This is a genomic window from Sphingobacterium sp. SGG-5, from assembly GCF_011043525.1.
GTDB lineage: Bacteria > Bacteroidota > Bacteroidia > Sphingobacteriales > Sphingobacteriaceae > Sphingobacterium.
In genome coordinates this window covers 1-11,881 of sequence record NZ_JAAKGO010000003.1, presented here as the reverse complement: position 1 = coordinate 11,881, position 11,881 = coordinate 1, and the positions used below count along the sequence as shown (strand labels likewise).

The following is an 11,881-nucleotide window of genomic DNA, read 5'->3' as shown; positions in this document are numbered from 1 at the left end:
TCTTAGACATTCTCCATCAAATAAAAAAACATCAAAATTATGAGCTTAGAAATCAAAGTCCCTACCGTCGGCGAATCAATCACAGAGGTCACTCTTGCCCAATGGCTAAAAGAAGATGGTGATTATGTCGAAATGGACGAGAACATCGCCGAACTGGAATCCGATAAAGCTACTTTTGAATTGCCAGCAGAAAAAGCGGGTATTCTCCGCATTATCGCCCAAGAAGGTGATACGCTGGAAATAGGTGCAGTTGTATGTACGATCGAAGACGGTGAAGCTCCTGCAGACGCAGGAAGTTCAGCCGCAAAAGAAACGGTGAAGGAAGAAGCAGCTCCAGCACCCTCGGCGAAGGAAGAAGCAAGCGAAGCACCTGAGTCGTATGCTGCCGGAACAGCCTCCCCTGCTGCTGCAAAAATATTAAGAGAAAAAGGAATAGATCCTTCTACCATAAAAGGAACAGGCAAAGACGGCCGCATTACAAAGGAAGATGCCGAGAAGGCACAGGCTAAACCTGCTGCGCCCCAAGCAGAAGCAAAGGCTGCTGCACCGGCTACGCCAGCTGCCAGCACGGTTAGCGTCGCGGGAGCACGCAATGAGCGTCGAGAGAAAATGAGCTCACTCCGCAAAACCATCGCGAAGCGTCTGGTGACGGTAAAGAACGAAACGGCTATGCTCACTACATTCAACGAGGTGAATATGCAGCCAATCATGGATCTACGGGCGAAATACAAAGACACTTTCAAAGAAAAACACGGTGTCGGTCTGGGATTCATGTCATTCTTCACAAAGGCGGTTACCACGGCCCTCAAAGAATGGCCTGCAGTAAACGCCCGTATCGAGGAAAACGAAATCGTGTACTCCGACTTCGCCGACGTGTCTATCGCGGTATCGGCACCCAAAGGATTGGTAGTCCCGGTTATCCGTAATGCAGACTCCATGTCGCTCCACCAGATCGAAAAATCGATTGTAGAGCTGGCCGGGAAAGCACGTGACAACAAGTTGACTATCGAGGAAATGACCGGCGGTACATTTACCATTACGAATGGCGGGGTATTCGGCTCGATGCTATCTACTCCTATCATTAACGCGCCACAATCAGCTATTCTGGGCATGCACAATATTGTTCAGCGCCCTGTAGCGGAAAACGGGCAGGTCGTTATACGTCCGATGATGTATATTGCACTTTCTTACGATCACCGTATCGTAGACGGCCGGGAGTCTGTTAGCTTCCTGGTACGTGTAAAACAACTATTGGAAGATCCTGCACGCCTGTTGTTGGAAGTGTAAGGATATACGTCATTTCGACGAGGAACGAGGAGAAATCTATGGATAAATAAGATTAATTTTTATGCCTAACCATAGATTTCTCCTTTCAGTCGAAATGACGAAAAATTTCACTATGCACTTAGATCCGCAACTAATAACAAAGTTTTTGATGTTCTCCGTCGTCGGGGCATCGGGCGTTGTTGTCGACTTTAGTGTTACCTGGTTTTTTAAAGAGAGATTAAAAATACATAAATACGTTGCCAACTCCTTGGGTTTTATTACGGCAACCATCACCAACTACCTACTCAATCGCTATTGGACATTCTACACACAAGATGCCGAAGCCAAATTCAATGAGTTTTCGAAGTTTTTCTTTATCGCCTTGATTGGCCTGGCTATCAACAACGCCATACTATACTTTTTCCACGAAAAACTGAAGTGGAATTTTTACGTATCCAAACTGGTGGCCATAGGTATTGTGTCGGTGTGGAATTTCTCTTTTAATTATCTCTATACCTTTACCAATTCCTAATCCTTCATGAAAAAGTTGATATCCAAGATCCAAATTCAACATTTCCTGGTCTTCTGGTTTGTGATCAACTGCATTCAGGGGATTTTCATGGAGCTTCACGTGGACGAGGCCTACTATTGGATGTATAGTCGCTTTCTGGATTGGGGTTATTACGATCACCCACCCATGGTGGCGGTATGGATTAAAATCGGCAGTTGGTTATCACAGGCGGAAATCGGTGTACGTATCGTTACTATCCTCGCCAATGTGGGCGCCGTTTATTTTCTCTGGAAAATCGTAAAACCCTATGCCGACAATATATGGCTTTTTAGCACGTTATTCTTTAGTTTTGCTATCTTCCATGTATTCGGGTTCATCAATTCGCCCGACAGTCCGTTGCTGTTCTTTGCGGTGTTATATCTCTATTTTTTAAAAAAATATATTCAGGAAGAACGGACACAGATATCGACTGTCGTATGGTTATCCATTGCGATTACCGGTCTTCTGTATAGTAAATACCATGGTATTTTATTGCTCTTCTTTACCCTATTGGCTGAATGGCGTCTATTGACCCGTCGCTCCTTTTGGGGCATTGTGCTGGCTTGTGTAGTATTGTATCTTCCCCACATCCTTTGGCAGGTACAGCAGGGATACCCCTCGCTCCAATACCACCTCTTCGAGCGCAATAGCCGTGCGTATCAGGTTTCATTCACTACCGATTATATCAGCAGTCTCCTGTTGGTCATCGGTCCCCTGACCGGTTGGTATGTCTATTATCGGTTTTTCAGCTATAAGCGCGGCGGCGATCGGTTTATCCGCATTCTTCAATTTATCTTTTGGGGGTTCATCCTCTTTTTCTTGCTGACTTCTTTAAAAAGTTATGTGCAGGCCCAATGGGTATTGCTGGCTTTCCTTCCCTTATTCATTATTGGCTATATCGCACTTGCTCGGCAAACTGTTCCGCGTTGGTTCTATACCCTACTCTATACCACAGCGGGTCTGATTCTTATCGCCCGTCTCTTGTTGATTGTTCCCATTCCGGCCATACAGCAATTACCGGGCGTACAAGCGTTTTGGGGACATCAGGATCTGGCTCACCAACTGCATAACTATAGTCAGGGGAAGCCCGTGGTCTTCGACAATGGCTTTCAGGATGCTTCTTCGTATAATTTTTATACCCGGACTACCTCCGCCTTTTCCTATAACTCGCGCTCTTACCGAAAAACACAATATGACTACTGGCCTATAGAAGACAGTATACGCCATAAAGACGTATTGTGGGTACGTCCGGCTTCGTTCGACACTGCCGCTCAGGACACCATTCATACGCAACTGCAAGGGGATTGGTACGCCATACCCGTAGATAGCATCCGGTTGTATCAAAAGGTGGAGATCACCTGTGATGATCTTCCGGACACTTTGGTTGTTGGACGACAATATCCTGTTGTCCTGAATATCTACAACCCTTATGATGAGCCGGTTACTTTTACGAATGATGGACAGAAGTGGCCTTTATTCTTCGAATATGGCTATACGCAGTATATTTGGGATCCCGGGACGTTCTTCGCGTTCCAAGAGGATTATCGTGCGCTGAAAATCCCGTCCAAGCAACGCATTCAAATCAAACTGAATATCAGGGCACCCGAAGAAACCGGCGACAGGTTTCTCCAATTTTCCTTACGTACGGATCCTTTCGGTGGCTCAAGAAATAGTAAAAAATATCCGGTGTATGTTACTTCTAAATAAGGTTATGGGCTCTAATTTTGGTCTTGGACGACAACTCATTGTCTGTATTTTCCTAAGCGTTTTTTCACAACAGCTGTGGGCGCAAAAACTGGAAGGTGTGGTGGGTTTTCACGGCTTTGCAGACAACCGGGAATACGGTGCATCCGACCGCTATCCACAGACTATTTTTGGCGCCCGTATTACGCCGGAAATCGGATTGTTGGTGGATAGCACACACCGCATCCGTGTCGGTGTCTCCTATCTGCACGAATTCGGCACCAAGCATATCACGAAACCGGTGCGACCTGTAGCCTACTACAATTATACCCAAATGGGCTTTGATTTCAAGATCGGTATGTTTCCACGGCATGAGTACCTCGATGACTATCCGAAAGCCATACTGAGTGATACCATAGGGTATTATCAACCGAATATCGAAGGTATGCTCGTTAAATATCAAAATGAACGTTTCCAGCAACAGCTGTGGATTGATTGGAACAGCAGGCAGACTCAGGTAGACCGTGAGCAGTTTATGGTCGGACTATCGGGCAAGGTAAACTTAAACACGGATTTCTTTGTATCGCACTACGCCACGTTATGGCATAATGCGGGACCTATGGTCGATGAGCCGGATCCGACCGACCATATCCGGGACAATGGAGCCGCCTCGTTGCATATAGGCGCAGATTTAAAGAAATACGATATTTTGGATGACCTGCAGGTCAAAGTCGGGGGAATTATCAACTACGACAGGCTACGGAATGTTTACGATTGGCGATTCCCGAAAGGTTTTATCGGTGAGCTTTACGCCGAGCATTCTAACTTTTTCTTACGGAATACGTTTTATTCGGGACAATCTCTTTCCGTTCCCTATGGGGATGTGTTCTACACCTCCAAACAGTACAATCGTTTGGATATCGGATGGATACCGCTACGTGGCAAAAACCTGGAAGGACGCTTTACTGCAGGCTTTCATTTCTCTGAAGGGGTAATGGACAACCAGCAGCAGTTCATTCTTCGTTATACCATCGGGAAAACTGGGAAATAATACAACTTTACTCGGCAACGAGTTCGTTGTGAATCATTCGGTAATTGTATTGCTGTATAAAAGCCCTCATATAGCTGACCAACGTATCCTGCATCGCTTTATCCTGATCCAAGAGGTTTTCCTTCACACCCTTATCCTTCCGAAGGTTAAATAAGGAAGTCGGTTTTTCACCATCGTAGGTCATGAAATAATCCCCCCTATAGAAGTTGAACGAACCACCGATATTATTGACCAAAAAATTCTCCTGTGCCGTATTAAAAGCATCGAAACCAAAAGAAAAGTAAGGCTTATCATAGCCCAGATAATTCAATACTGTTGGCATAATGTCAATCTGCTGTATCAACTTGTCGGATAAACCATGAAGATTTCCCCCGGGATAATAAAAGATAATCGGGATAGCAAATTGATTGGGTAAGGTCTGGTATTCCGGCAGGTAACTCTGACTCGAATGATCCGCACAGATCACAAAAAGTGTATTCTTATACCAGGGACTGTTTGCAGCCTTGTCAAAAAATTGTCGCAAAGCGTAGTCGGAATAGCCCGTCGGCTCATGCAAGGGCAATGGTCCTTTCGGAAATTTGCCTTTATATTTTTCAGGTACTTTGAAGGGATGGTGAGACGACAAGGAAAAGAAACTCGCAAAGAAAGGCTCCTGAAACGTATCTAACTTACGGGCCATGAACTGCATAAAAGGCTCGTCCCATATACCCCATATGCCATCAAAATGATCGTCATTCCCGTATTCATCCTTTCCAAAATAATGCTGTATGCCCGCCAATTGGGTATAGGCCGAAAAACCCATGCTGCCGTTCGGCGCGCCGTGAAAAAAGGCCGTCTCATACCCCGCATCCCCTAATAATTTAGCAATACTGGTGGTTTTATTGCCCGAATATACCGACAGGACAAAAGGTTCACCAATAGAAGGAATACTCGAGATGACAGACGGTAGGGCATCAATGGACTTGCGTCCGTTGGCGTAGGAGCGACGAAATGTATATGCCTCGGCGATCAACGAATCCAGAAACGGCGTGTACCCCTTATACGTACCTCCGTTAATATCTTTATTGTAAAAGCCGATATTCTCCTTCCCAAAACTCTCCATAATGAGGAAGACCACATTTAGCTTCCGAAAAGGGATACTGTCCTGCGGTACATGGATGACCGGATATCGGCTATGGAGCTCTTGGGGTGTATAATAATGAACCTCTCTTAAATATACCGCCTCCAATGTTTTCATTATCGCAAAAGGGGTATTCAGCACAATACTCATTTCCTCGGGCGATTGCACATAATCCCCGGCATTACTTAATGTAATCGGGCGGGTACTGTGCGCCCAACCGCCCCGCACACCGCCTATGAACAAGAAGGTGACCGCCAACATGCCTACGGTATGGGCGGCATAAAACTTCCAGCCCAGTGCCGGCTTCACGACTTTAAAGAACGTGACCAACCGGAGCAGCGCATAGATCAACCCCACAAACACGATCAGCAAAAACCAGTATTCGATTAAAAAATCACCTAACAATTGCCCATAGTTTGTCTCATGCTTAAACTGCTCGACAACCGTGGCTGTTGTCCGTTTTAAGGTGAAGGGATAATACGCCATATCGATCAAATTCAACGCGACACCGATGGCGTTGGTGACAACAAACAGGTATTTCGCAAAGCGTTGGCATCCGGGTTTGAATTTGAAAGGAAGTGGAACAACCCACCAAAGGATATAGAGGATGTTCAGATAAAGTAAGGCCACGATATCAAAGCGCACTCCACCAGCCAACATGGGCAGTAAACGCGGCATATCGACTTCGGCAAACAGGTCTTTGTTCAATGCGTAAAACCCAAGCCGCAGTAAGAAATACAAGAACAGTAGGCCGACAAACTGCAGTGCCAACATGAGGAAAACGCCTAAATATCCTTTAACCTTCATCTAATACTGTAAATATTCGTCAAACACTTTTTGATTATACGCTTTCAAGACATCCATGAGGTTATCACTCGTACTCGCCTCCCGGATAGCGGTGCCCAACTGTGTATCCATAACAAGGGTATCCTGCGGTGTCACCACACCAAAAGAATATTTGGTATTGAAAAATGCATATTCCGGCGCTGTGCTGTTGAAGAGGTCGCGGCTCCAGCTATAATGTGAAGCCGGAAGTTGAAGCTGATTCAATAAGGTGGCCGCAATATCGACCTGTCCTCCGGTTCGTTTTATTTGAGCACCTCTGTATTTCTCCTGAACGACATTTCCATATAAAATTAAGGGAATACGAAACCGCCCCGGGTCTGTAACCTCACGCTCGAAAGGTAGCCGATGGCCATGATCGGCCGTGATGACAAACAAGGTATTCGCATACCACGGCGTTTTCTTGGCCTTCTCCAAAAAATCGTTAATTACCGAATCGGTGTAGTAAGCTGTACTTTTGAACATATCCGCTGTACTTGCCTTGCCAAATTTATAGGCTCCTTGCAGGTCATACGGTTCGTGATTGGTAATCGTAAATAATGTCGAGAAAAAAGGTATCTTCTCAGCTCGGAGGTCGTTCAGCATCCGATTAAAAACCTTTTCATCAAATACACCCCAAGATGATTCATTGTCCGAAGCCTGGAAATCATGCATATCGATGACACGGTCGATGCCATGCGACATCATATAGGACTTAAAGTTATAAAACTCACTTTGCCCACCATAGTAAAAAGAAGTATGGTAGCCGGCTGACTTGATATCTTGACCCATGCTATGCAATTTCTCATGCTTCTTTACGGATTTAATGATACTTTCCTCGCCCTGCGCCGGAAAAGCGGAGAAGAGGCCAATTATCCCCTTGTCTGAACGGTCGGCAGCCGCATAGAAGTTGATAAATGTTATACCTTCGCGCGCTATGCGGTCCAGATTCGGCGTTACCCCCTTTTCTCCTCCCAAACCTTCTACGAGATCGGCCGTAAAACTTTCCAACAGGATCAACACGATGTTGGGCCTTGTTGTTGTCAAAACACGATAGGCTGAATCGGGTATTTCCTTAAACACCGGCTCCAAGTAGGCATCGCACGTGTTATTATCATCAAAATAAAGATAAGGATTACGGTTGCTCCCACTATTGACATAATCGTTAATAAGTGACCAATAGGTATTGACGGCGGCGTGATTGTAAAATTGAACGGTAGAGAAATAAGCGTGGCTTTCATTTAAGGGGGAGGTCCCGTATCCACCTCGTATACAAGAGAATAAAAAGAATAGACCGAGAAAAAAGCTTAAAAACTTCCAGATAAAAGGAATACGGATCTTTACAAATGCACCACGGAATACAAAACGATAGAGGAATAGGCCGCCGACACCCAAACCTATAAACACGACCAAAGGCTTCAATAACGAGGTCGCACCCGCAGAGTACAGCACTTCTTTCGGCGATTCAAAGAACGTATCTATCGCCCGCTTAGAAACTTTATCGGTCCACTCGGGGTATAGATTAACGTTGATACCGGACAACAGTGTCAGTACAAACAGCACAACATAACTGTAGGTATCTATCCACCATCTGGATAGCCGCATCTTCGGAATAAAAGACCAGATAAAATAACCCAGAAAGGGAAGAGCACAGATATAGGAAGCGGCGGATAAGTCCATTTGAAGGCCGTTCCAAAATATCCTTGCCGTATCTCCCAAATCCAATGAAACCGATTCAGGCGAAGCAAACAGGAGAAAAAACAAGCGATCTACCCATGCGATAAAAACCCAAAATATAAAATAAAGGATGATATACATACCGCTACAACACCTCCTTTTGATTGGCCTTCCGCGCGGACAGGCGTTTATTAGCCCAGCCGCTATGGTACCACTTCATCTGTTCGAACGCGTAGATGACCACTAATGTCGTGACAGTCCCAACCAATGCGCCTATATATACATCGCCCGGCCAATGCTGGGACAAATAAACCCGCGAATAGCCCGCTAAACAGGCCAAGATAAAGAAAAGTGGATTCTTCCGCTGACTGGGAAAGACATAGTACAACACCATCATCAAGGCAAATATACTGGTGGTATGTCCTGACGGAAAACTATAATTACCGTGAATATGATAATCCGGCAGAGTATACCACGATGGATCGTCTTTAAAGACAGATCCCGGTCGGGGCATTTTCATGGAACGCTTAATAATCTGCGCTACCAATCCGGATAGTAAAAAACTGGTTATCGTCAGTATCGCATACTTATAGCGCGCAAATACCAATAATAATCCGACAATAATAATGAATAGACCGTCACCAATATTGGTGTAATAGCGAAAAAACTCGTCAGCCCACGCGTGATATACCGCATTCACCATACGGAACTGCTCGACTTGTGTATATTGAATGCTGATATAGCCGCAAACAAGTTCGACGAGCAACAACGCCAATAGCACAAACCGGAAATTCCAAAACAACTGCCTAAATGTCATGGGTTCAGGATACATATCTGAATTTTTCTTTATCGACAAACTTAGATAAAATTGGCTTTATTTCCTTAAATTTGCATTCTTATTTTTATCAAGTCAATAATGAATATAGCGAAAACATATAATCCAAAGGAAGCCGAAGATAAATGGTATGCATACTGGTTGGAAAAAGGTTTTTTCCATTCTACACCGGATGATAGGGAGCCTTACACCATTGTAATGCCTCCGCCCAATGTCACGGGCGTCTTGCATATGGGTCATATGTTGAACAATACGATACAGGATGTGTTGATCCGTCGTGCACGTATGCAAGGCAAGAATGCCTGCTGGGTGCCGGGAACCGATCATGCGTCTATCGCCACCGAAGCCAAGGTAGTCGCTATGCTCAAAGAACAAGGAATTGACAAAAAGTCGCTGACACGGGAAGATTTTTTAAAACACGCTTGGGAGTGGAAAGAAAAATACGGTGGCATTATCCTCAAACAACTGGAAAAGCTGGGTGCTTCCTGCGATTGGCAACGCACGAAGTTTACCATGGATGCCGATCTATCCGAAGCGGTCATCGATACGTTTATTAAATTCTATAGAGAAGGCTATATCTACCGGGGTGTGCGGATGGTTAACTGGGATCCTCAAGGTAAAACCGCGCTATCGGATGAGGAAGTCATCCGCAAAGAGGTCAATCAAAAACTGTATTATATACGCTATACGATTAAAGATAGCAACGATTACATCATCATCGCTACCACCCGCCCCGAAACCATCATGGCGGACACAGCGATCTGTATCAATCCTCAGGACGAACGCTATCAGCACCTAAAAGGTAAAACGGTCTTGGTGCCCCTTATCAACCGGGAGATCCCGATCATTCAGGATGAATATGTTGAAATGGAATTTGGTACCGGCTGTCTGAAAGTCACACCGGCGCATGATCTGAATGACTATGAATTAGGACAAAAGCACAACTTGCCTGTTATTGATATCCTGAATGACGACGGCACACTCAACGAGAAGGCTGAAATATTGATCGGTGAAGATCGCTTCATTGCCCGGAAGAAAGTCGCTAAATTATTGGAGGAGGTTGGTCAGATCGAGAAGATCGAAGATTACAAATCTCAGGTAGGCTTTTCAGAACGTACGGATGCCGCTATCGAACCCAAGCTGTCTATGCAGTGGTTCTGTAAGATGGATGAATTGGCAAAACCGGCATTGGAATATGTAGAAAACGGAAGCATCAAGCTGATTCCCGACAAATTCTTCGCATCTTACAAACATTGGATGGAAAATGTCAAAGACTGGTGTATCTCGCGTCAGCTTTGGTGGGGACAACGTATACCCGCTTGGTATAATGAAAAAAACGAGTGGGTTGTTGCGAAGACGGAAGAAGAGGCCATCCAAGCATTTGAAGACGATGGAAAAACCGCTTCCGGCATTCGCCAGGAAGATGACGTTTTAGATACCTGGTTCTCCTCGGCGCTGTGGCCCATGTCTGTATTTGATGGTGTCCGCCATCCGGACAATGCCGATTTCAAGTATTACTATCCGACCAGCGATCTGGTGACAGCACCGGAGATTCTGTTCTTCTGGGTAGCCCGCATGATTATCATGGGGCACGATTACACGCAAAAGCCACCCTTCAAAAATGTCTATCTTACCGGCATTGTCCGTGATAAGCTGGGACGTAAGATGTCGAAGTCCTTGGGCAACTCGCCCGATCCGATCGAGCTGATGGAGCAGTACGGTACCGATGGTGTACGCGTAGGTATGCTTCTCTCCTCGCCTGCCGGCAATGACTTGATGTTTGATGTATCCTACTGTGAGCAGGGACGTAACTTTGCCAACAAAATATGGAATGCTTTCCGTCTGGTCAAAGGATGGGAGACCGTGGATAAACCGGCTACAGAAGCACAAAAAAATACTGCGAGCTGGTTCGAAAACCGTTTCAACCAGGCCGTAGCAGAGATTGATGAGCACTTCGCGCATTACCGTTTGTCGGATGCGTTAATGACTACGTATAAGTTGATCTGGGATGATTTCTGTGCCTGGTATCTCGAATTGGTCAAGCCCGCTTATCAGACGCCTATCGAATCGGAAACACTCGAAACAGTCAAAGGTTTCTTCCAAAAGGTACTAAAATTGGCCCATCCCTTCATGCCGTTCCTGACCGAAGAGCTTTGGCATGATGCGATGTTTGGATCGCGCGAAGCAGAGGATTGTATCATTGTCGCTCGTTATCCGGAAAAAAGCGCTTTCGATGAGGACGTTATCAAAGAATTTGAGATTGTCCAACAGATTATCTCGGAAGTCCGCAATGTGCGTAATGTAAAAGGTATATCCCCTAAAGTAGCATTACCCTTAGCAATCAATACGATCGATATTGACTTGAGCAAATACCAGGATAGTATCGTTAAATTAGGTAACATCTCCGAATTTTCATTCGTTCAGGAGAAAGTAACGGGCGCCTTGAGCTTTTTAGCAGGCAAAAGCGAATGCTATGTCAAGCTGGAAGCGGAGAATATTGACGTAGAGGCCGAGCGTGAACGTATCAGCAAGGAAATTGCTTACCTAAAAGGCTTTCTGGTATCTGTCGAGAAGAAGCTTTCCAACGAGCGTTTCGTCCAAAATGCCAAACCGGAGATCGTGCAGAATGAACAAAACAAGAAGGCTGATGCAGAAGCGAAGATTCAAATTTTGGAAGAGAGTTTAGCGGGGTTGGGGTAGCCGGATTACCTCGCTCCGCTCGGTGATCCGGTGTGGGGAGTGACAAACAAAAAGTCTACGGCACTAACGTGCCTATCTTTTCTTATTTATGCGTGAGCTCAAATAAATTTGGCTCACGCATAAATAAGAAAAGCCCTCACTTCCGTGAAGACTTTTTGTTTGTCGGGATGGCCGGAT

At 45.4% G+C, this 11,881-nt stretch carries 8 protein-coding genes; 5 read left to right on the top strand and 3 right to left on the bottom strand.

Annotation, left to right across the window (positions count from 1 at the left end):
- Positions 1 to 39 precede the first annotated feature (39 nt).
- The 4 genes from odhB to G5B30_RS04605 all read left to right on the top strand — a co-directional run bounded on the left by odhB (position 40) and on the right by G5B30_RS04605 (position 4,550).
- A complete protein-coding gene (gene odhB, locus G5B30_RS04620; protein WP_165318813.1) occupies positions 40 to 1,287 on the top strand; it encodes a 2-oxoglutarate dehydrogenase complex dihydrolipoyllysine-residue succinyltransferase in 1,248 nt (415 codons plus the stop codon).
- Between the two features lie 112 nt (positions 1,288 to 1,399).
- On the top strand, positions 1,400 to 1,798 hold the full coding sequence (locus G5B30_RS04615; RefSeq protein WP_165319148.1) for a GtrA family protein: 399 nt from the start codon (positions 1,400 to 1,402) through the stop codon (positions 1,796 to 1,798).
- Between the two features lie 6 nt (positions 1,799 to 1,804).
- Positions 1,805 to 3,523 carry an ArnT family glycosyltransferase gene (locus G5B30_RS04610; RefSeq protein ID WP_165318812.1) on the top strand — a complete coding sequence of 573 codons (1,719 nt, stop codon included), beginning with the start codon at positions 1,805 to 1,807 and terminating at the stop codon, positions 3,521 to 3,523.
- Positions 3,507 to 4,550: a hypothetical protein gene (locus G5B30_RS04605; protein ID WP_240903099.1), complete on the top strand. Its 1,044-nt coding sequence runs from the start codon at positions 3,507 to 3,509 to the stop codon at positions 4,548 to 4,550. Before G5B30_RS04610 ends, G5B30_RS04605 begins: the two co-directional genes overlap by 17 nt.
- A 7-nt stretch (positions 4,551 to 4,557) precedes the next feature.
- Here G5B30_RS04605 and G5B30_RS04600 read toward each other — a convergent pair whose 3' ends face one another.
- The 3 genes from G5B30_RS04600 to G5B30_RS04590 are packed head-to-tail and all read right to left on the bottom strand — an operon-like array spanning position 4,558 to position 9,001.
- Positions 4,558 to 6,477, bottom strand: a complete 1,920-nt coding sequence (locus G5B30_RS04600; protein ID WP_165318811.1) for an LTA synthase family protein — start codon at positions 6,475 to 6,477, stop codon at positions 4,558 to 4,560.
- A complete protein-coding gene (locus tag G5B30_RS04595) occupies positions 6,478 to 8,310 on the bottom strand; it encodes an LTA synthase family protein (RefSeq protein ID WP_165318810.1) in 1,833 nt (610 codons plus the stop codon). It lies immediately after the preceding gene.
- A 4-nt stretch (positions 8,311 to 8,314) separates the two neighbouring features.
- Positions 8,315 to 9,001: a phosphatase PAP2 family protein gene (locus G5B30_RS04590; protein WP_165318809.1), complete on the bottom strand. Its 687-nt coding sequence runs from the start codon at positions 8,999 to 9,001 to the stop codon at positions 8,315 to 8,317.
- Positions 9,002 to 9,085: 84 nt separating this feature from the next.
- Here G5B30_RS04590 and G5B30_RS04585 point away from each other — a divergent pair, with 84 nt between their 5' ends.
- Positions 9,086 to 11,704, top strand: coding sequence for a valine--tRNA ligase (locus tag G5B30_RS04585; protein ID WP_165318808.1), 2,619 nt, complete (start codon positions 9,086 to 9,088; stop codon positions 11,702 to 11,704).
- Positions 11,705 to 11,881: the final 177 nt, after the last annotated feature.

Bases quoted from the DNA above. Each gene is read 5' to 3' on its own strand.
- G5B30_RS04585 (WP_165318808.1), top strand. From the start codon at position 9,086: ATGAATATAGCGAAAACATATAATCCAAAGGAAGCCGAAGATAAATGG.
- G5B30_RS04600 (WP_165318811.1), bottom strand. From the start codon at position 6,477: ATGAAGGTTAAAGGATATTTAGGCGTTTTCCTCATGTTGGCACTGCAG.
- G5B30_RS04610 (WP_165318812.1), top strand. From the start codon at position 1,805: ATGAAAAAGTTGATATCCAAGATCCAAATTCAACATTTCCTGGTCTTC.
- G5B30_RS04595 (WP_165318810.1), bottom strand. From the start codon at position 8,310: ATGTATATCATCCTTTATTTTATATTTTGGGTTTTTATCGCATGGGTA.
- G5B30_RS04615 (WP_165319148.1), top strand. From the start codon at position 1,400: ATGCACTTAGATCCGCAACTAATAACAAAGTTTTTGATGTTCTCCGTC.
- G5B30_RS04605 (WP_240903099.1), top strand. From the start codon at position 3,507: ATGTTACTTCTAAATAAGGTTATGGGCTCTAATTTTGGTCTTGGACGA.
- G5B30_RS04590 (WP_165318809.1), bottom strand. From the start codon at position 9,001: ATGTATCCTGAACCCATGACATTTAGGCAGTTGTTTTGGAATTTCCGG.
- odhB (WP_165318813.1), top strand. From the start codon at position 40: ATGAGCTTAGAAATCAAAGTCCCTACCGTCGGCGAATCAATCACAGAG.